24 protein-coding genes are annotated in these 18,214 nt (G+C 70.2%); 6 read left to right on the top strand and 18 right to left on the bottom strand.

Annotated elements, in window-relative coordinates; genetic code table 11:
• Positions 1-45: 45 nt before the first annotated feature.
• From ABZS97_RS30045 to ABZS97_RS30030, 4 genes are read right to left on the bottom strand one after another with little or no spacing between them, the layout of a single operon-like run.
• Positions 46-501 (bottom strand): DUF3618 domain-containing protein, encoded by a 456-nt coding sequence (locus ABZS97_RS30045; protein WP_356142610.1) that lies wholly within the window; start codon positions 499-501, stop codon positions 46-48.
• Positions 498-923 (bottom strand): phage holin family protein, encoded by a 426-nt coding sequence (locus ABZS97_RS30040; protein WP_356142608.1) that lies wholly within the window; start codon positions 921-923, stop codon positions 498-500. Before ABZS97_RS30040 ends, ABZS97_RS30045 begins: the two co-directional genes overlap by 4 nt.
• A 53-nt stretch (positions 924-976) precedes the next feature.
• Positions 977-1,660: a hypothetical protein gene (locus tag ABZS97_RS30035; RefSeq protein WP_356142606.1), complete on the bottom strand. Its 684-nt coding sequence runs from the start codon at positions 1,658-1,660 to the stop codon at positions 977-979.
• On the bottom strand, positions 1,657-1,803 hold the full coding sequence (locus ABZS97_RS30030; RefSeq protein WP_356142604.1) for a hypothetical protein: 147 nt from the start codon (positions 1,801-1,803) through the stop codon (positions 1,657-1,659). The genes ABZS97_RS30035 and ABZS97_RS30030 overlap by 4 nt, the downstream gene beginning before the upstream one ends.
• A gap of 184 nt (positions 1,804-1,987) precedes the next feature.
• Between ABZS97_RS30030 and dapA the strand changes: the two genes are divergently transcribed.
• Positions 1,988-2,881 (top strand): 4-hydroxy-tetrahydrodipicolinate synthase, encoded by an 894-nt coding sequence (gene dapA / locus ABZS97_RS30025; protein ID WP_356142602.1) that lies wholly within the window; start codon positions 1,988-1,990, stop codon positions 2,879-2,881.
• Here the strand turns inward: dapA and ABZS97_RS30020 are convergent.
• Together ABZS97_RS30020 and ABZS97_RS30015 are read right to left on the bottom strand one after the other, a co-directional pair.
• Positions 2,868-4,076 carry a WD40 repeat domain-containing protein gene (locus ABZS97_RS30020; RefSeq protein ID WP_356142600.1) on the bottom strand — a complete coding sequence of 403 codons (1,209 nt, stop codon included), beginning with the start codon at positions 4,074-4,076 and terminating at the stop codon, positions 2,868-2,870. The two genes, dapA and ABZS97_RS30020, sit on opposite strands and share 14 nt — an antisense overlap.
• Positions 4,073-4,633: a SigE family RNA polymerase sigma factor gene (locus ABZS97_RS30015; protein ID WP_356142598.1), complete on the bottom strand. Its 561-nt coding sequence runs from the start codon at positions 4,631-4,633 to the stop codon at positions 4,073-4,075. The genes ABZS97_RS30020 and ABZS97_RS30015 overlap by 4 nt, the downstream gene beginning before the upstream one ends.
• A 137-nt stretch (positions 4,634-4,770) precedes the next feature.
• On the opposite strand from ABZS97_RS30015, the gene ABZS97_RS30010 reads away from it, so the two are divergent.
• The gene (locus ABZS97_RS30010) at positions 4,771-5,283 is read left to right on the top strand and encodes a hypothetical protein (RefSeq protein ID WP_356142596.1); all 513 of its coding nucleotides are present in this window, start codon (positions 4,771-4,773) and stop codon (positions 5,281-5,283) included.
• A 60-nt stretch (positions 5,284-5,343) separates the two neighbouring features.
• Here ABZS97_RS30010 and dapD read toward each other — a convergent pair whose 3' ends face one another.
• The 4 genes from dapD to ABZS97_RS29990 all read right to left on the bottom strand — a co-directional run bounded on the left by dapD (position 5,344) and on the right by ABZS97_RS29990 (position 7,770).
• Positions 5,344-6,333 (bottom strand): 2,3,4,5-tetrahydropyridine-2,6-dicarboxylate N-succinyltransferase, encoded by a 990-nt coding sequence (dapD, locus tag ABZS97_RS30005; RefSeq protein WP_356142594.1) that lies wholly within the window; start codon positions 6,331-6,333, stop codon positions 5,344-5,346.
• Positions 6,334-6,431: 98 nt separating this feature from the next.
• Positions 6,432-6,968 carry a TetR family transcriptional regulator C-terminal domain-containing protein gene (locus tag ABZS97_RS30000; protein ID WP_356142592.1) on the bottom strand — a complete coding sequence of 179 codons (537 nt, stop codon included), beginning with the start codon at positions 6,966-6,968 and terminating at the stop codon, positions 6,432-6,434.
• Between the two features lie 31 nt (positions 6,969-6,999).
• A complete protein-coding gene (locus tag ABZS97_RS29995; protein WP_356142590.1) occupies positions 7,000-7,320 on the bottom strand; it encodes a multidrug efflux SMR transporter in 321 nt (106 codons plus the stop codon).
• A gap of 84 nt (positions 7,321-7,404) precedes the next feature.
• Positions 7,405-7,770 (bottom strand): VOC family protein, encoded by a 366-nt coding sequence (locus ABZS97_RS29990; protein ID WP_356142588.1) that lies wholly within the window; start codon positions 7,768-7,770, stop codon positions 7,405-7,407.
• A 231-nt stretch (positions 7,771-8,001) separates the two neighbouring features.
• Between ABZS97_RS29990 and ABZS97_RS29985 the strand changes: the two genes are divergently transcribed.
• Positions 8,002-8,847 (top strand): AbfB domain-containing protein, encoded by an 846-nt coding sequence (locus ABZS97_RS29985; RefSeq protein WP_356142586.1) that lies wholly within the window; start codon positions 8,002-8,004, stop codon positions 8,845-8,847.
• Positions 8,848-8,913: 66 nt separating this feature from the next.
• Here the strand turns inward: ABZS97_RS29985 and ABZS97_RS29980 are convergent, their stop codons facing one another.
• From ABZS97_RS29980 to ABZS97_RS29945, 8 genes are read right to left on the bottom strand one after another with little or no spacing between them, the layout of a single operon-like run.
• Entirely contained in the window at positions 8,914-9,249 is a 336-nt protein-coding gene (locus ABZS97_RS29980) for a metal-sulfur cluster assembly factor (protein ID WP_135329414.1), read from the bottom strand.
• On the bottom strand, positions 9,246-9,710 hold the full coding sequence (gene sufU, locus ABZS97_RS29975) for a Fe-S cluster assembly sulfur transfer protein SufU (RefSeq protein ID WP_356142580.1): 465 nt from the start codon (positions 9,708-9,710) through the stop codon (positions 9,246-9,248). The genes ABZS97_RS29980 and sufU overlap by 4 nt, the downstream gene beginning before the upstream one ends.
• Positions 9,711-9,724: 14 nt before the next feature.
• Positions 9,725-10,981, bottom strand: a complete 1,257-nt coding sequence (locus ABZS97_RS29970) for a cysteine desulfurase (protein ID WP_356142578.1) — start codon at positions 10,979-10,981, stop codon at positions 9,725-9,727.
• Positions 10,978-11,742 (bottom strand): Fe-S cluster assembly ATPase SufC, encoded by a 765-nt coding sequence (gene sufC / locus ABZS97_RS29965; protein WP_356142576.1) that lies wholly within the window; start codon positions 11,740-11,742, stop codon positions 10,978-10,980. The genes ABZS97_RS29970 and sufC overlap by 4 nt, the downstream gene beginning before the upstream one ends.
• Before the next feature lie 7 nt (positions 11,743-11,749).
• The gene (locus ABZS97_RS29960) at positions 11,750-12,070 is read right to left on the bottom strand and encodes a bifunctional 3-phenylpropionate/cinnamic acid dioxygenase ferredoxin subunit (RefSeq protein WP_356142574.1); all 321 of its coding nucleotides are present in this window, start codon (positions 12,068-12,070) and stop codon (positions 11,750-11,752) included.
• Positions 12,070-13,251, bottom strand: coding sequence for a Fe-S cluster assembly protein SufD (sufD, locus tag ABZS97_RS29955; protein WP_356142572.1), 1,182 nt, complete (start codon positions 13,249-13,251; stop codon positions 12,070-12,072). Before sufD ends, ABZS97_RS29960 begins: the two co-directional genes overlap by 1 nt.
• A gap of 60 nt (positions 13,252-13,311) precedes the next feature.
• A complete protein-coding gene (sufB, locus tag ABZS97_RS29950; RefSeq protein ID WP_356142569.1) occupies positions 13,312-14,736 on the bottom strand; it encodes a Fe-S cluster assembly protein SufB in 1,425 nt (474 codons plus the stop codon).
• Complete coding sequence (locus ABZS97_RS29945) at positions 14,733-15,494, bottom strand: winged helix-turn-helix transcriptional regulator (RefSeq protein ID WP_356142566.1); 762 nt, start codon at positions 15,492-15,494, stop codon at positions 14,733-14,735. Before ABZS97_RS29945 ends, sufB begins: the two co-directional genes overlap by 4 nt.
• A 160-nt stretch (positions 15,495-15,654) precedes the next feature.
• Between ABZS97_RS29945 and ABZS97_RS29940 the strand changes: the two genes are divergently transcribed.
• Genes ABZS97_RS29940 through ABZS97_RS29930 form a run of 3 tightly spaced genes read left to right on the top strand, consistent with a single transcriptional unit; the run spans position 15,655 to position 18,190 of the window.
• The gene (locus tag ABZS97_RS29940) at positions 15,655-16,488 is read left to right on the top strand and encodes an AAC(3) family N-acetyltransferase (protein WP_356142564.1); all 834 of its coding nucleotides are present in this window, start codon (positions 15,655-15,657) and stop codon (positions 16,486-16,488) included.
• An 11-nt stretch (positions 16,489-16,499) separates the two neighbouring features.
• Complete coding sequence (locus ABZS97_RS29935; protein WP_356142562.1) at positions 16,500-17,423, top strand: ABC transporter ATP-binding protein; 924 nt, start codon at positions 16,500-16,502, stop codon at positions 17,421-17,423.
• Entirely contained in the window at positions 17,420-18,190 is a 771-nt protein-coding gene (locus ABZS97_RS29930; RefSeq protein ID WP_356142560.1) for an ABC transporter permease, read from the top strand. Before ABZS97_RS29935 ends, ABZS97_RS29930 begins: the two co-directional genes overlap by 4 nt.
• Positions 18,191-18,214: the final 24 nt, after the last annotated feature.

Raw genomic sequence — 18,214 nt, 5'->3', positions numbered from 1 at the left:
CTCCTGGGGTCCCGCCCGCCGTTTCCGCCGTTCGGCGTGCCGGCGTCAGTGGTGCCCGTTGCGGCGCCGCCGCAGCAGACCCGCCGCGACCACAGCGCCCGCGCCCGCGATCAGCACCGGGCGGGGGTGCCGCAATCCTGCCCGGACGACCGTGGTGGCCGCGGTCCGCACGGGCGGCGGCACGGTGTCCTGCACGACGTGCCCGGCGTGGGCCGCCTTGTCCTGCACCGTGTGGCCGGCGTGCGTCGCCGTCTCCCGTACCTGAACGGTCATGGTGCCCGCCCGGCCCTTGAGTTCGGCGGCGCGTGCCCTGGCCCGGGCCTTCACGTCCGTCTTGGCCACCAACTCCTCGACGGTGTCGCCGAGTTGACCCCTGGTCTGCTCGATGTCCCGCCGCAGCTCCTGCGGCCCCTTGGCGCCCGCGCCGGCCTTCTGAGCCGTGGGGTCCGTCTTGGCTTCCGCCGCCTTCGCGGCTTCGGCACCCGTGCTGTCGTCCGTCATCGGTGTGCCCTTTCCTTGATCTCGTCCACATCTGCCCTGACGCTGTCGAGGGCCCGTTCGGGCGTGGGGGGCGCGGCGCGGCGCAGCTGTGCGCGACCGGTGGCGGCCAGGACGCCCGCGATCGCGAAGAGCACCGCCATGACGATGAGCGCCGCGGCCCACACGGCCAGGCTCAGGGAGAGCGCGGCGACGCCCGCGGCGGCCAGGGTCATCAGCCCGACGTACCCGACAGCGCCTGCCGCTCCGAGCAGCCCGCCGCCGCGTCCCGCGTGCCGCCCCTTGGCCGCCAACTCCTCCTTGGCGAGGCTCACTTCCTGCCGTACCAGCAGGGAGAGCTGTTCGGTCGCCTGCCCGACGAGTTCGCCCACCGACTGATGCGCGTGCTCGTCCCGTGCGGGCCGGTGGTCCATGGTCCCGGTCACGGTGTCCCGCCTCCTCTCGTTTCGGGACACCCGGGTACCCGGACCGTGACCGGCTACCCCTCCGGCCCGCGCTCGCCGAGCCGGGCCAGCTGGGTCTGGAACCAGTCGAGCCGGGCCTGCAACAGCGCGGCTTCGGCGGTGAGTTCGCTGACGTCCAGCACGCCGGTCAGCGCTTGCGCGCCGCCGGGGACCGGTGCGACGGCGGCGCCCCCGGCGCGCACCCGCAGACCCTCCCCGGCCAGCCGGGCGAACGCCGCGAGCGTCAGCGACGTACGGCCCCGTACGCATCCCGCGCACGCGGCGGCCAGCACGCGCCGGCCGGGGCGGCCCCAGCCCGCGTCGGCGAGGGCGGCGGCCGGGGCGCCGCACGCACACCGGCCGACCGTCGCGGTGCGCACCCGCTGGCGCGCGTAACGGAACCCGAGCTCGAAGCGGATGTAGGCGCCGAGGACGGTGACGTCGAGCAGGACCGCCGCCGCGTGCTCGGTGCACAGCAGCGCCTCGGCCGCCGCGCGGTCGTGCACGCAGTGGAAGCCGCAGTCGCAGCGCCGGTGCGGCGCGCTGTGCCGCCGCCCGTAGACGCACCCGGCCTCGTCGAGGACGCCGTAGGGCAGCGCGCCGCCGAGCGACACACCGGTGAAGCCGGCCCGGGTGCCGTCGTGGGACAGCACCGGGTAGGCGATCTTGTATCCGGTCGGCGGCTCCGTCGGGTGTTCCGCTGGGAGCCGCAGTCTCATCGGGCGACCGGGACCTCTTCGGGCGCGGGCGCCTTCGACTCCGCTGTCTCTTCGGCGAGTTCGTCGGGGAGTCGGAGTTCTTCCGCTTGCGGGGCGACCTGCTCCTCCGCGACTCCGGTGGCGAGTGCCTTGCCGAGCCTCATGACGCCTCCCGTGACCTGCTGTCGACTGACCTGCTGCCGGCTACCGTCCTCGCCATGGTGACCCATAAGGGGCCGAATTGGCACCAGTGCCTCCGAGAAAGCAGCCACCTCGTAGCAATGCTTCCCTGTTCCTCGTAGAAGAATTAAGTGGAGCTTCACTGTCGATGGCGCCGACACTACTCCCATGACGACTTCGCCCCCCTTCGGCCGCGCCCTCTGCGCGATGATCACGCCCTTCACCGAGGCGGGCACGCTCGACCTCGACGGTGCGCAGCGGCTCGCCGACCGGCTGGTCTCCGAGGGCTGTGAGGGGCTGGTGCTCTCCGGCACCACCGGCGAGTCGCCGACCACGACGGACGCCGAGAAGACGGCGCTCGTGCGGGCGGTCCGCGAGGCCGTCGGCGATCGGGCGTCGATCGTGGCGGGCGTCGGCACCGCCGACACGCGCCACACCGTGGAGCTGTCCCTGGCGGCGGAAAAGGCGGGCGCGGACGGCCTGTTGGTGGTCTCCCCGTACTACAGCCGGCCCCCGCAGGACGCCCTCGAAGCGCACTTCCGCGAGATCGCCGACGCCTGCGGACTGCCGCTCACGCTGTACGACATCCCCGGCCGCACCGGCACCCGCATCGAGCCCGACACGATGATCCGCCTCGCCCAGCACCCCCGGATCGTGGCCGTCAAGGACTGCGCCTACGACCTCCTCGGCACCCAGAAGGTGATGTCCCGCACGGATCTGGCGTACTACACGGGCTGCGACGAGTACGTCCTCGCGCAGTACGCCATCGGCGGCGCCGGATACGTCAGCACGGTCGCCAATGTGACGCCACGTCACTTCCGGTTGATCCTGGACACGTTCGACGCCGGGGACACGGCCGGGGCGGCCCGCCTTCAGCAACAGGCCTGCCACCTCGTCGAGTTGATGATGGCCTCCGGCCTCCCCGGCACCGTCACCGCCAAGGCGCTCCTGAACTCCCTCGGCCTGCCCGCCGGTCCGGTCCGCGCGCCGCTGCGGCCCGCCGGCCGCGAGGCGGTCGACGGGCTGCTCCGCGCATACGACGAGCTGGTCAGCGCGTCGTGAACAGCGGTTCCCAGCGTCCGATCGAGTTGTCCTTCGGGGTACGGAAGTCACTGAGCGGCACGATCTTGTCGCTGCCGATGGTGATCAGTACCAGCTGCTGACGGAACTCGTTCGTGCCGGGGGTGATGCCCCAGGCGATCAGCCGCTTGTTGTCCACCCAGGCGAGCAGCATCTGACCGGGCACCTTGCCGATCCGCTTGCCGGTGACCGGGTCGAGGAGCTCGGAGGCGATCTCCTTGCCGCGGCCGGCGAAGCCGCCTGCGGCGATCTTCCCGTCGGGCGAGAGGCCCGCGTCCACGTACACGTTGACGTACTTCTCGGCGCGAGGTGTGGCGACCTTCTTGCCCTGGAGGTCGCGGTAGACGCTGCCGGGCGCCATGGAGATCTGCTCGACGAGCAGCGTGCCGTCATGGTCGAACCTGAAGTCCGCGCGGGCGCTGCCCACAAAGGCGTCCTTCGGGTAGGGCGCCTTGTGCCACTTGCCCTTCCCGGAGGCGACGTCGACGACAGTGAACCCTGTCCTGCTCGGCACGGCCTGCGGCTCGATGCTGTCGTTGACCGGGATCCGGTGGCTCCAGAAGAGCCGGTCCGGGTTCTTGGCGTACGTCGTGGCGACCAGCTTCTTGCCGTCGGGCGAGAAGTGGACGCCGGCCACGCCCTGGCCGACCGGGATCCAGCGGTCCACCTTGCCGGTCATCAGGTTCAGCAACCCGACGCGCTTGGCGGGCAGTTCGCCCTCCAGGACGGCCGCGGTCAGCATGCCCGGCGCGATGTCCACGAAGGACCACCGGCGGTCCTTCACGTACTTCCCGGTCTTCTGGTTCAGCAGGGTGTACGTCCGCGTGACGATCTGGTCCTTGTTGGGCTGCTTCACGTTCCTGCTCGTGCTGAACGCGGCAAGCGCCTCGTCCCCCGCGGCGATCAGGTCGCGCGGTGGCGACTGGTCGGGGTGGGCGATGATGTCGCTCCGGTTCATCCGGCTGGCCGGACGGATGTCGTCCTTGCCGGAGCCGGTCAGCGGTACGGCGACGGCCACCGCGATCGCGGCGACCGTGCCCACCGCGACGCCGACGACCGTGCGGGCGCGGCGGCGCCTGCGGGCGGCGAGCACGCGGTCCGCGAGGCCGAGCGGGGCGAGCGTGTCGTCGGCCGCCTGCTCACGGAATGTGTCACGCACCAGTTCGTCGACGTTCATGAGCGCACCTCCAAGGGCGAGAAGTCACGGGACGGCGGCTGCTCGGCGGCCGCCGAGCCCATCGCGGCCAGTTCGGGGGCGAGCGCACGGAGCCTGGCGAGCGAGCGGTGCGTCGTGGAGCGCACGGTGCCGACGGTGCAGCCGAGGACCCGGGCGACCTCCGCCTCGGGCAGATCCTCGAAGTACCGCAGCACGAGCACGGTGCGCTGCCGGTCGGTCAGCCGGGCCAGTGCGCCGCGCATCACCACGCGCAGCTCGGCGTCGGACGCGGCGTCCCCGCCGCCCCGCGCGGCCTCCGGCGGCTCGGCGACGGTGAACTCCCGTCGGCGCCACTTCAGCCGCCAGCGGCTCACCTGCTGCCGGTAGAGGATCTGCCGTACGTACGCCTCGGGCTCGTCGATGCGGTGCCAGCGCCCGGCAGCCTTGATCAAGGCGTTCTGCAGCAGGTCCTCGGCGGCGTGCCGGTCGCCGCCGCTGAGCAGTACGGCCGTCTTCAGCAGCGCCGACGACCGGTTCGCCACGAACTCCCGGAAGCTGTCCTGCGTTACGGCATCCATCGTCACCTTCTCTTCCCCGGCGGACCCGATGCCTCGCCCCTCTGCCCCTTGTGACGCGCGCACCCGCACGCCACTATGCCGCCGGCCCAGAACTAAATTCCCTCGGCCGCCCGCGGCCGGTCCCCTACGGTGGCTCCATGAGCAGGCCTCTGCTGTTCCTCGACGTCGACGGCCCCCTCAACCCGTACGCGGCCCGGCCGTCGCGGCGGCCCGAGGGGTACACGACGATCCGGGCGAGCGTGCACCCCGGCGAGCGGCCGCTGCGGGTGTGGCTGCACCCCGGCCACGGCCGGAGCCTGCTGGCCCTCGGCTTCGACCTGTGCTGGGCCACCACGTGGATGGACGCCGCGAACCGCTGGATCGCCCCGGTCGTCGGCCTGCCCGAACTCCCCTACGTCGACTTCACCGGCGCCCTGTTCGTCGAGCGGCCCGACGGGGTCCACTGGAAGACGGAGCGGATCGTGGCGTACGCCGAGGGCCGCGCCTTCGCCTGGGTGGACGACGAACAGGGCCCTGCCGACGACACGTACGTCGCCGCACATCACGCCGGGCCCGCGCTGCTCCACCACGTCAGTCCCCGACTCGGCCTGCGCGAGGCCGACTTCACGGCGCTCACGGAGTTCGCCGCGGCCCTCGGGACCTCCGCATAGCCGAACGCCCTCCCGCGGCAGGCAGGAGGGCGTCGAGGCTGAACCGACGTACGCGAAGGCTCAGTTGTGGCTGTGCAGTACGTCGTTGAGGCCGCCCCAGACCGCGTTGTTCGGGCGGGCCTCGACCGTGCCCGTCACCGAGTTGCGGCGGAAGAGGATGTTCGAGGCGCCGGAGAGCTCGCGGGCCTTGACGATCTGGCCGTCGGGCATCGTGACGCGGGTGCCCGCGGTGACGTACAGACCCGCCTCGACCACGCACTCGTCGCCGAGCGCGATACCGACGCCCGCCTCGGCGCCGACCAGGCAGCGCTCGCCGATGGTGATGCGGACGTTGCCACCGCCGGACAGCGTGCCCATGGTGGAGGCGCCGCCGCCGATGTCCGAGCCGTCACCGACCACGACGCCGGCCGAGATGCGGCCCTCGACCATGGAGGTGCCGAGCGTGCCCGCGTTGAAGTTCACGAAGCCCTCGTGCATGACCGTCGTGCCCGCGGCGAGGTGCGCGCCGAGCCTCACGCGGTCGGCATCGGCGATGCGGACGCCCTTCGGCGCGACGTAGTCCGTCATGCGCGGGAACTTGTCGATGGAGGTGACCTGGAGGTGCAGGCCCTCGGCGCGGGCGTTGAGCCGGACCTTCTCGACGTCGTCGACGGCGACCGGGCCGAGCGAGGTCCAGGCGACGTTGGCGAGGAGGCCGAAGAGGCCGTCCAGGCTCTGGCCGTGCGGCTTGACCAGGCGGTGCGAGAGCAGGTGCAGCCGCAGGTACGCGTCGTGCGCGTCCAGCGGCTTGTCGTCCAGCGAGGCGATGACCGTACGGACCGCGATCACCTCGACGCCGCGGCGGGCGTCCGGCCCGGTGGCCGCGGTCGCGCCGCCGCCGAGCAGCTGCGCGGCCTGTTCGGCGGACAGCCGCTCGGTGCCGGAGGGGCCGGGCTCGGCGACCAGCTCGGGCGCGGGGAACCAGGTGTCGAGAACGGTGCCGTCGGCGGTGACAGTGGCGAGGCCGGCGGCGACGGCGCCGGTGGTGCGAGTAGCAGTCGTGTCGGTCATGGGTGAAACCTAACGTGGCGGGGCCCGCGCGGGCGAACCGGTGCGCCGGGCGTCTCAGGTGGCGGGCGCACCAGCACGTGGAGGCCCTTCATGGCAGTTCAGGGGACCACGCGTCCCAAAACCTCGCGTGCGTACTCCTCGTCGTAGGGCGCCCCCGTCAGCAGGACCTGGAGGCAGATGCCGTCCAGCAGGGCGACCAGGGCGCGTGCGGTGACGGGGTCGGTGCGCTGGGCGATGCAGTCGGCCAGTTCACGGACCCACTCCTCGGCGACGGGGCGCAGGGCTGGGCGGCGGAGGGCGGCGAGGTAGAGCTCGTACTCCAGCTCCACGGCGGTGCGGTCGCCCGCGAGCCACTCGCCCATCAGGCCTGCGAGTTCACCGGCCAGGTCGGCCCGGGTGTCCGCCAGGCCGCCGCACGCCGCGACCAGCTTGGCGAAGCCTTCGTTCGCCTGGCGCAGCGCGGCGACCATCAGCTCGTCGAGGGTCTTGAAGTGGTACGTCGTGGAGCCGAGCGGCACATCGGCCTCGGCGGCGACGGAGCGGTGACTCAGTCCGGCGAGGCCCTTGGCGCCCACGACGCGGATCGCCGCGTCGATGATCCGCCCGCGCCGCTCGGGGTCGTAGCGCCGGCCCATCAGCGGCCGCCTCCCCGGGTGCGGCGCGGCATCAGTGCGCCCCGCCGAGGTTCAGCACCACGACCCCGCCGATGATCAGTGCGATGCCGGCGAGCTTGGCGGCGTTCAGCCCTTCCCCGAGGAACACCATGCCGATCGCGGCGATGGCGGCGGTGCCGACGCCGGCCCAGATCGCGTAGGCCGTGCCGACCGAGACGGTCTTCAGGGTCTGGGCGAGGAGCGCGAACGCGATGACGTACCCGGTGAGGGTGATCAGCGAGGGCCAGAGCCGGCTGAAGCCCTCACTGAACTTCATCGCGGTCGTGGCGGCCACCTCGGCGGCTATGGCTCCGGCGAGCAGCAGATATCCCATGCGTACAACTGTACACATCGATGTGTACAGTTGTACGCATCGACGGGCGGATCCGTACCGCGATCGCTGTGGACAGCATGCGACTCAGTCCAGGAGCGACTTCTTGGGCCGCAGTACACAGAACTCGTTGCCCTCGGGGTCGGCGAGCGTGACCCAGGTGACGTCCTCGCCCTGCCCCACATCGGCCCGGTGCGCGCCGAGCGCGATGATCCGCTCGACCTCGGCCGCCAGGTCGTCCGGCGCGAGGTCGATGTGGAGGCGGTTCTTGACCGTCTTTCGTTCGGGGACCGGCACGAAGCACAGCCCGGGCAGAGCGTGTTCGTCCGCGCCGATGACGATCTCGTCCTCCGCCTCGAACAGCACGCGCCAGTCGAGGACTTGGCACCAGAAGCGGGCGAGTGCGGGCAGGTCGTGGGTGTCGACGACGACTTGGTACAGGGAGACGGCCATGGGCCGCAGTCTCCCTCTCGTTCACCGCGTCCGCCACCGCTCTGCGCCAGGCGGCCCAGCACTCCCGGCCGGGCGCCGGCAGCCTCGCACCGGCCCCTGAAATCTCATGGAAACCGCTCGCTGAAACGACTGTCGGAGGCCAACTGGCTCCACTAGTGTTTCACCGTTCAACACTTTTCCCTCACTTCACTCTCGCAGCCGTCGCCGTGGGCGCCGCCGGAGGATCAGCGCATGGCAAAGAAGAACCCCCGGTCCCCCCAGCACCAACCGTGGGAGAACGGCTGGACCCCGGACACCTCCCGTGAGCCGGGAACGCGGCGGCTCTGGCTGGCCGGCGCCGTCGCCCTGGCCACCATCGTCGCGTGCGTGACCGCGATCGCCGTGATGGACAAGGATTCTGACGACACGTCACCTTCCGCGAGGGGTGCCGTGCCCGCGGCCGACACATCGGGGCCCGGCCTGATCTCGTTCGCCACCCCGCCCACCGGCAGCGCCGGCACCCCAAGCGGCACGAGCGGCCCGCCGTCCGCCCGGCCCTCCAAGACCGCCACCGGGCACCGCAGCACGAGGCCCACGGCCACGCCGACACCCACGGCCTCCGCCAAGCCGTCCAAGTCGCCCGCGTCCCACGGCAGTTCGTCCCGTCCGAAGCCCTCGTCGACCGGCACGTCCATCCGCTCGGTCAACTACCCCGACCGCTACTGGCAGGTGAGCGGCAGCTACGTCGCACTCGACCCGGTCGGCTCCCGCTCGGACCGGCAGGACGCCACCTTCAAACGGGTCAAGGGCCTTGCGGACGCCTCGTGTTACTCCTTCAGGACGTCCGACGGCAGCTACCTCCGTCATCGCAACTTCGTCCTGCGCTCCGAGTACGACGACGGCTCGTCGCTCTTCGAGCAGGACTCCACGTTCTGTCCCCGCGCCTCGTCCTACCCCGGCGCGGTCGCCCTGGAGTCGATCAACTACCCGGGCCGTTTCCTGCGTCACCAGAACTTCCGGCTGCGTCTGGACCCCTACCAGAACAGCGCGCTCTACCAGGCGGACTCGGCGTTCCGGCTGGTGCAGGGGCTGAGCTGAGGCCCACCGCCCGCAACGCGACGAGGCCCCCGGCTCAAGCCGGGGGCCTCGTCCATTCCGTGCGTCTCAGACGTTGAAGCCGAGCGCGCGCAGCTGCTCGCGACCGTCGTCCGTGATCTTGTCCGGGCCCCACGGCGGCATCCAGACCCAGTTGATGCGCAGTTCGTTGACGATACCGTCCGTGGCGGACTTGGCCTGGTCCTCGATGACATCCGTGAGCGGACAGGCCGCCGACGTCAGGGTCATGTCGATCGTCGCAATGTTCGCGTCGTCGATGTGAATGCCGTAGATGAGGCCGAGGTTGACGACGTCGATGCCCAGCTCGGGGTCGACGACGTCGTACAGCGCCTCGCGAACCTCTTCCTCCGAGGCCGGCTTCGTCAGAGTCTCGTTCTCGCTCATGCCGTCTTCCTCTCGGCGCTCTCACCCAGGACCTGGGCGGTCGCGTCCTTCCATGCCATCCAGCTCAGGAGGGCGCACTTCACACGGGCCGGGTACTTGGAGACACCGGCGAACGCGACCGCGTCCTCCAGGATCTCCTCCATCGTGTCGTCCGGCTCGATGCGGCCCTTGGACTGCATCAGCTCCAGGAAGGTCTCCTGGACCTTCTGCGCCTCGGTCACGTCCTTGCCGACGAGGAGTTCGTTCAGCACGGAGGCCGAGGCCTGGCTGATCGAGCAGCCCTGGCCCTCGTACGAGATGTCCGCGATCCGCTCGCCGTCGTACTTCACGCGCAGCGTGATCTCGTCGCCGCACGTCGGGTTGACGTGGTGCACCTCGGCGTCGCCATCCCGCAAGCCCCGCCCGTGCGGGTGCTTGTAGTGGTCCAGGATGACTTCCTGGTACATCGAATCAAGCTTCACGTCTCAGCCGCTCCTCAGCCGAAGAAATTCCGGACGTGCTCCAGTCCGTCGACCAGAGCGTCGATCTCGGCCGGCGTGGAGTACAGATAGAACGACGCTCGCGTGGTCGCAGGAATTCCGTACCGCAGGCAGACCGGCCGTGCGCAGTGATGACCGACACGCACCGCGATGCCCTGCTCGTCGAGGACCTGGCCCACGTCGTGCGGGTGGATGTCGCCGAGCGTGAACGAGATCGCCGCGCCGCGGTCCTCGGCCGTCGTGGGGCCGATGATCCGCAGGTCGGGGACGTCGCCGAGCCTCTTCACCGCGTACTCGGTGAGCGCGTGCTCATGCGCGAGGATCTTGTCCATGCCGATCGCGGACAGATAGTCGATCGCCGCGCCGAGACCGACCGCCTGGGCGATCGGCGGGGTGCCCGCCTCGAACTTGTGCGGGGCGGGAGCGTAGGTCGACGAGTGCATCGACACCGTCTCGATCATCTCGCCGCCGCCGAGGAACGGCGGAAGGTCCTCAAGAAGCTCCTGGCGGCCCCACAGCACGCCGATGCCCGTCGGACCGCACATCTTGTGCCCGGTGAAGGCCACGAAGTCCGCCTGCAGCGCCTGCACGTCCATCGGCATGTGCGGGGCGGCCTGCGAGGCGTCGATCAGGACGAGCGCGCCGACCTCCTGGGCGCGGCGCACTATCGCCTCGACCGGGTTGACGGTGCCCAGGATGTTCGACACCAGCACGAAGGAGACGATCTTCGTCTTCTCGGTGATGATCTCGTTGATGTTCGAGAGGTCGAGGCGGCCGTCGTCGGTCAGGCCGAACCACTTCAGCTTCGCGCCGGTGCGCTGCGACAGCAGCTGCCACGGGACGATGTTGGAGTGGTGCTCCATCTCCGTGATGACGATCTCGGTCTCGTGGTCCACGCGGTAGGGCTCGTCGGCCCAGCCCAGCATGTTGGCCACGAGGTTGAGCGACTCCGAGGCGTTCTTGGTGAAGATCACCTCGTCGCGGCTCGGCGCGTTGATGAACGCGGCGACCTTGTCGCGCGCGCCCTCGTACAGCGCCGTGGCCTCCTCGGCGAGCACATGCACACCGCGGTGGACGTTGGCGTTGTAGCGCTCGTAGTACTCGCTCAGGGCGTCCAGCACCTGGCGCGGCTTCTGCGAAGTCGCCGCGTTGTCCAGGTACACGAGCTTCTGACCGTCGTGGACCTGTCGGTCCAGGATGGGGAAGTCCTTGCGGATCGCCTCGGTGTCGAGGAGGCCCGGCAACTGCGTCACGCGGATACGCCACCCTTCGTGTAAGCCTCGTAGCCCTCGTTCTCCAGCTTGTCGGCGAGCTCGGCGCCGCCGGACTCCACGATGCGACCGCCGGAGAAGACGTGGACGAAGTCGGGCTTGATGTAGCGCAGGATGCGCGTGTAGTGCGTGATGAGCAGGGTGCCCACCTCGCCGGACTCGCGGACGCGGTTGACGCCCTCGGAGACGACGCGCAGGGCGTCGACGTCCAGACCGGAGTCGGTCTCGTCGAGGATCGCGATCTTCGGCTTGAGCAGCTCCAGCTGAAGGATCTCGTGGCGCTTCTTCTCACCGCCGGAGAAGCCCTCGTTCACGTTGCGCTCGGCGAAGGAGGGGTCCATGGAGAGTCGCTCCATGGTCTCCTTGACCTCCTTGACCCAGGTGCGCAGCTTGGGGGCCTCGCCGCGCACGGCCGTGGCCGAGGTGCGCAGGAAGTTGGAGACGGAGACACCGGGGATCTCGACCGGGTACTGCATCGCCAGGAACAGGCCGGCGCGGGCGCGCTCGTCGACGGACATCTCCAGGACGTCCTCGCCGTCGAGGGTGACGGTGCCGCCGGTGATCGTGTACTTCGGGTGGCCCGCGAGCGAGTAGGCGAGCGTCGACTTGCCGGAGCCGTTGGGGCCCATGATGGCGTGCGTCTCGCCCTGCTTCACGGTGAGGTCGACGCCCTTGAGGATCTCCTTCGTGGCGTTGTCGGCCTCGACGGTGACGTGCAGGTCGTGGATTTCAAGCGTTGCCATGGGTTCCTCAGGACTCCTGGGTGAGGGAGACGAGCACGTCGTCCCCTTCGATCTTTACGGGGTATACGGGGACGGGGCGCGTCGCGGGAAGGCCGGACGGCTTGCCGGTGCGGAGGTCGAACGCGGAGCCGTGCAGCCAGCACTCGATCTGGCAGTCCTCCACCTCGCCCTCGGAGAGCGAGACGTTCGCGTGCGAGCAGATGTCATTGATCGCGAACACCTCCCCCTCGGTCTTCACGAGCGAGACCGGCGTGCCGTCGAGTTCCACCCGCTTCGGGGTGTCCTCCTCCAGCTCGCTCAGCGCACACGCGCGTAGGAAAGCCGACATCAGACCGTGGCCTCCAGCTCCTCGTCGATCTTCACGAGAAGGCGTTCCTGGATGTCGTCGACACCGATCTGCTGGACCAGCTCGGCGAAGAAGCCGCGGACCACCAGGCGACGGGCCTCGTCGGCCGGGATGCCGCGGGCCATCAGGTAGAAGAGCTGCTCGTCGTCGAAGCGGCCGGTGGCACTCGCGTGCCCCGCGCCGACGATCTCGCCGGTCTCGATCTCCAGGTTCGGCACGGAGTCGACCCGGGCGCCGTCGGTCAGAACCAGGTTGCGGTTCATCTCGTAGGTGTCCGTGCCCTCGGCCTTGGCCTCGATGAGCACGTCGCCGATCCACACCGCGTGGGCGCCCTCGCCCTGGAGCGCGCCCTTGTAGACGACGTTGGACTTGCAGTGCGGGGTGTTGTGGTCGACCAGGAGGCGGTGCTCCTGGTGCTGGCCCGCGTCCGTGAAGTACAGACCGAAGAGCTCGGCCTCGCCGCCGGTGCCCGCGTAGGCGACGCGCGGGTGGAGGCGTACGACGTCGCCGCCGAAGGTGACCACGAACGACTTGAAGGTGGCGTCGCGGCCGATCAGCGCGTTGTGCTGGGCGACGTGCACGGCCTTGTCGTCCCAGTCCTGGACGGAGACGACGGTCAGCTTGGCGCCGTCGCCCAGGATGTAGTCGACGTTGGTGGCGAGCACCGCGTCACCGGTGTGGTCGATGACGACGACGGCCTCGGCGAAGGCGCCCAGCTCGATGACCTGGTGGCCGTAGGCCACGCCGCCCTCGCCGTGCACCGCGATGCGGATCGGCTCGGTGAGCACCGTCTCCTTGGGGACGGTGACCACGCCGGCCTTCTCGAAGGCGGAGTACGCCTGAGCGGCGACGCGGTCCACCGGGGTGCCCGCCCTGCCGATGCGGGCGTCCTCACGGCCGACGGTCTCGACGGTGACGCCCGCGGGGGCCTCCACGTCGACCTTCACGCCGGTGCCGGTGGCGGTCGCGGTGCCGTCGTGCAGCCCGCGCAGCCGCTCCAGCGGCGTGAACCGCCACTCCTCCTCGCGGCCGTGCGGGACCGGGAAGTCCTGCACGTCGAAGGACGGCGGCGCGCTCATGCGCGTGGCGACGGTCGACTCGGCGGCCACCGCGATCTGGCCCGCGGTGGTCGAGCCCACGGGGATGTTCTGAGCCTCAGCCATGGCTGTCGGTCTGCTCTCTTCCTACGTCAAGAAATCTGGCGACTGCTTCGGGGACGGGCCTTAACCGACCGCGCCTTCCATCTGCAGCTCGATCAGCCGGTTGAGCTCGAGGGCGTACTCCATGGGCAGTTCCTTGGCGATCGGCTCGACGAAGCCGCGCACGATCATCGCCATCGCCTCGAACTCGGTCAGACCGCGGCTCATCAGGTAGAAGAGCTGGTCCTCGGAGACCTTGGAGACGGTCGCCTCGTGGCCCATGGACACGTCGTCCTCGCGGACGTCCACGTAGGGGTACGTGTCCGAGCGGGAGATGGTGTCGACGAGCAGCGCGTCGCAGAGCACGTTCGACTTGGAGCCGTGGGCACCCTCGCCGATCTCGACCAGACCGCGGTAGGACGTACGACCGCCACCGCGCGCCACCGACTTGGAGACGATGTTGGAGGAGGTGTTCGGCGCCATGTGGACCATCTTGGAGCCGGCGTCCTGGTGCTGGCCCTCGCCCGCGAAGGCGATGGAGAGGGTCTCGCCCTTGGCGTGCTCGCCCATCAGGTAGACGGCCGGGTACTTCATGGTGACCTTGGAGCCGATGTTGCCGTCGATCCACTCCATGGTCGCGCCCTCGTACGCCACGGCGCGCTTGGTGACCAGGTTGTAGACGTTGTTCGACCAGTTCTGGATGGTCGTGTAACGGCAGCGGGCGCCCTTCTTCACGATGATCTCGACGACCGCGGAGTGCAGGGAGTCCGACTTGTAGATCGGCGCCGTACAACCCTCGACGTAGTGGACGTAGGCGTCCTCGTCGACGATGATCAGCGTCCGCTCGAACTGGCCCATGTTCTCCGTGTTGATACGGAAGTAGGCCTGGAGCGGGATCTCCACGTGCACGCCCTTCGGCACGTAGATGAAGGAGCCGCCGGACCACACCGCGGTGTTCAGCGACGCGAACTTGTTGTCGCCGACCGGGATGACCGTGCCGAAGTACTCCTTGAAGAGCTCCGGGTGCTCCTTCAGGGCCGTGTCGGTGTCCAGGAAGATGACGCCCTGCTCCTCCAGGTCCTCGCGGATCTGGTGGTAGACGACCTCGGACTCGTACTGGGCCGCGACACCCGCGACGAGGCGCTGCTTCTCCGCCTCGGGGATGCCGAGCTTGTCGTACGTGTTCTTGATGTCCTCGGGCAGGTCCTCCCAGGACTCCGCCTGCTTCTCCGTGGAACGCACGAAGTACTTGATGTTGTCGAAGTCGATGCCCGACAGGTCCGAGCCCCAGTTCGGCATGGGCTTCTTCTCGAAGAGGCGCAGGCCCTTGAGGCGGAGCTTGGTCATCCACTCCGGCTCGTTCTTCTTCGCGGAGATGTCCCGGACGACGTCATCGTTGATGCCGCGCTTGGCAGAGGCACCGGCCACGTCGGAGTCGGCCCAGCCGTATTCGTAGTTGCCCAGACCCTCGAGCTCGGGGTGGGCAGTCTCCTCGATGGGGAGCGTCATGCGGGGTTCCTCCCGGCGGTGCTTGCAGATGCGTTGTGGCCGTATTGGTCGGTCTTGGAAATCTTGGGGATGAACGTCGTGCAGACGCCGTCGCCGTGCGCGATGGTGGCCAGCCGCTGGACGTGCGTGCCGAGCAGCTGGGAGAAGATCTCGGTCTCCGCCTCGCACAGCTGCGGGAACTTCTCGGCCACGTGGGCGACCGGGCAGTGGTGCTGGCAGAGCTGCTCGCCCCGCTGCGGAAGGGGGGCGCTCTTCGCCGTAGCAGCGTACCCGTCCGCGCTCAAGGCCTTGGCCAGCGCTTCGGCCCGCTCTTCGGGGGCCGCGGCCTCGACGGCCTTGCGGTAGGCACCGGCCTGCGCGGCGATCCTGGCACGGGCGAAGGCGGCGACGGCTTCCTCGCCTCCCTCGCGCTCGGCGATCCAGCGCAGCGCGTCCGCGGCGAGCTTGTCGTAGGACTGGTCGAAGGCGTCGCGGCCGCAGTCGGTCAGGGCGAACACCTTGGCGGGGCGCCCGCGCGTGCGCGCGCCGTAGACCCGCTGCTCGCGGGCCTCCACGACGTCGTCGGCGACCAGCGCGTCGAGATGCCGGCGGACGGCGGCGTGGGTGAGGCCGAGGCGTCCTGCGAGATCGGCGACCGTCGAGGGGCCGTGGTCCAGGATGGAGCGCGCGACCCGGTTGCGGGTGCTCCGCTCACCGGTCGCGAGTTCCTCCTGAGGGGCCCCCGTGGGGGTCTCCCGAGCCTCGCCGACGTTTTTCACAACGCCATTGTTGCGTAATTCCTCAGAGCCTGACAACCCGCACCCCGAGAGGGGGACGGTGCGCTGCATCACTTAGGCATACCTAAGGTGACCTGCGGAAATGATCTTTGATCGATCAATTCGATGGCGCTGCCGACCACGCTCCGGGACACTCCGAAGCATGCCCTCACCCCCTCCGACCGGCCCACTTGTCACTCGGAGCACCCTCACCGCACAAGTGCGCGAACTCGGCGTACGCCCCGGCGAGATCCTCCTCGCGCACACCTCCCTCAGCTCCCTCGGCTGGGTCAACGGCGGCCCGGTCACCGTCGTCCATGGGCTGCTCGACGCACTGGGCACCGAAGGCACCCTGGTGGTCCCCACCCAGTCCGGCGAGCTCTCCGATCCGGCGCTGTGGAGCAACCCGCCCGTCCCCGAGGAGTGGTGGCCGACCGTCCGGGCGACGATGCCCGCGTACGACCCCCGTGTGACGCCCTCCCGGGGCGTCGGGGTGATTCCGGAGACCGTACGGAACTGGCCCGGCGCCCTGCGCAGCGCGCATCCGCAGACCTCGTTCGCGGCGATCGGCCCGCGCGCGGCGTCCGCCGTCGACGGGCACGCGCCGGACTGCCGGCTCGGTGAGCGCAGTCCGCTGGCCCGCCTGGAGGAGCTAGGCGCCCGGGTGCTGCTGCTCGGCGCGGGGTACGACACGTGCACCGGCTTCCATCTGGCCGAGTACCGGATCCCGTCGCCGCCGGTCGCGGTGGGCCGTCCGGGCCCGGACGGCTGGGAGACGGTGACCGAGGTGTCGATCAGCTCGGACCGCTTCGACGAGCTGGGGCACGACTTCGAGCGGGACCGTCCGGTCGTACGGGGCCGGGTGGGCGCCGCCGACGTACGACTGTTCCCCCTGGCCGACGCCGTCGCCTACGCCGAACGGTGGCTGACGCTGCACCGTCCGCGCGAGGAGGAACTCCCGGCCCCCGGCGACCGGCCCGCCCGACGACGTCCTTAGACTTGGCGTTCATGCGAAGCGACCCCGTGGTCCAGGTCCAGGCCCTGGTGAAGCGGTACGGCACGAAGACCGCGGTGGACGGCCTCGACCTGGTGGCCAAGGCGGGCATCACCGCCGTACTCGGACCCAACGGGGCGGGCAAGACGACCACGGTCGAGACCTGCGAGGGATACCGCAGGCCGGACTCCGGCACCGTGCGTGTCCTGGGCCTCGACCCGGTCCGCGAGGCCGCCGCACTGCGGCCCCGCATCGGCGTGATGCTCCAGTCCGGCGGTGTCTACTCCGGCGCGCGGGCGGACGAGATGCTGCGCCATGTGGCAAAGCTGCACGCGCACCCCCTGGACGTGGACGCGCTGATCGAGCGGCTGGGGCTGGAGAGCTGCGGCCGTACGACCTACCGGCGGCTGTCCGGCGGCCAGCAGCAACGGCTCGCCCTCGCCATGGCCGTGGTGGGCCGCCCCGAACTGGTCTTCCTCGACGAGCCGACCGCGGGCCTCGACCCGCAGGCGCGCCGGGCGACCTGGGACCTCGTCCGCGACCTGCGCTCCGACGGCGTCTCCGTCATCCTCACCACGCACTACATGGACGAGGCCGAGCAGCTCGCCGACGACGTGGCGATCATCGACGCGGGCAAGGTCATCGCGCACGGCTCCCCCGAGGAGCTGTGCCGCGGCGGCGCCGAGAACACCCTGCGGTTCACCGGCCGCCCCGGCCTCGACGTGGGCTCCCTGCTGAAGGCGCTGCCCGCGGACTGCACGGCGGCCGAACTCACCCCGGGCTCCTACCGGGTCGGCGGCAAGGTCGATCCGCAGCTGCTGGCGACGGTCACCTCCTGGTGCGCCCAGCACGGCGTGATGCCGGAGAAGATCTCCGTCGAACGCCACACCCTCGAAGACGTGTTTTTGGAGCTCACGGGCAAGGAGTTGCGCTCATGACCACCGCCGGTACGTACACGCCGAAGCCGGGCGCGGCCCCGCTCGGGCGCATGATCGGCACGCAGGCCGTCCTTGAGACGAAGATGCTGCTGCGCAACGGCGAGCAGCTGCTCCTCACGGTCGTCATCCCGGCGCTGCTGCTCGCCCTGTTCAGCTCGGTCGACATCGTCGACACGGGCAAGGGCGAGGCGGTCGACTTCCTGGCCCCGGGCGTTCTCGCGCTCGCGGTGATGTCGACGGCGTTCACCGGTCAGGCCATCGCGACGGGCTTCGAACGCCGCTACGGCGTCCTGAAGCGGCTCGCGTCCTCCCCGCTGCCGCGCTGGGGTCTGATGGCCGCGAAGACCGTGTCCGTACTGGTCACGGAGGTCCTCCAGGTCATCCTGCTGACGGCGATCGCGTTCGCGCTGGGCTGGTCCCCGCACGGCAACCCCCTCGCCGTACTGCTCCTGCTGGTCCTCGGCACCGCCGCCTTCTCCGGCCTCGGTCTGCTGATGGCCGGCACCCTGAAGGCGGAGGCGACCCTCGCCGCGGCCAACCTGGTCTTCCTGCTGCTCCTGGTGGGCGGCGGGGTGATCGTGCCGCTGGACAAGTTCCCCTCCGGCGCTCAGGACGTGCTCGGCCTGCTGCCGATCTCGGCCCTGTCGGACGGGCTGCGGGACGTGCTCCAGCACGGCGCCGGCATGCCGTGGGGGGACCTCGGGATCCTGGCCGTCTGGGCGGTCGCGGGGCTGGCGGCCGCGGGGAAATTCTTCCGCTGGGAGTAGGTATGGGGCCCTCGTGAAGGCGTG

This window comes from Streptomyces sp. NPDC005485 (genome assembly GCF_040606085.1).
Taxonomy (GTDB): Bacteria; Actinomycetota; Actinomycetes; order Streptomycetales; family Streptomycetaceae; genus Streptomyces.
The sequence above is the reverse complement of the archived record's forward strand: the minus strand, read 5'-3'. Positions and strand labels throughout refer to the sequence as shown.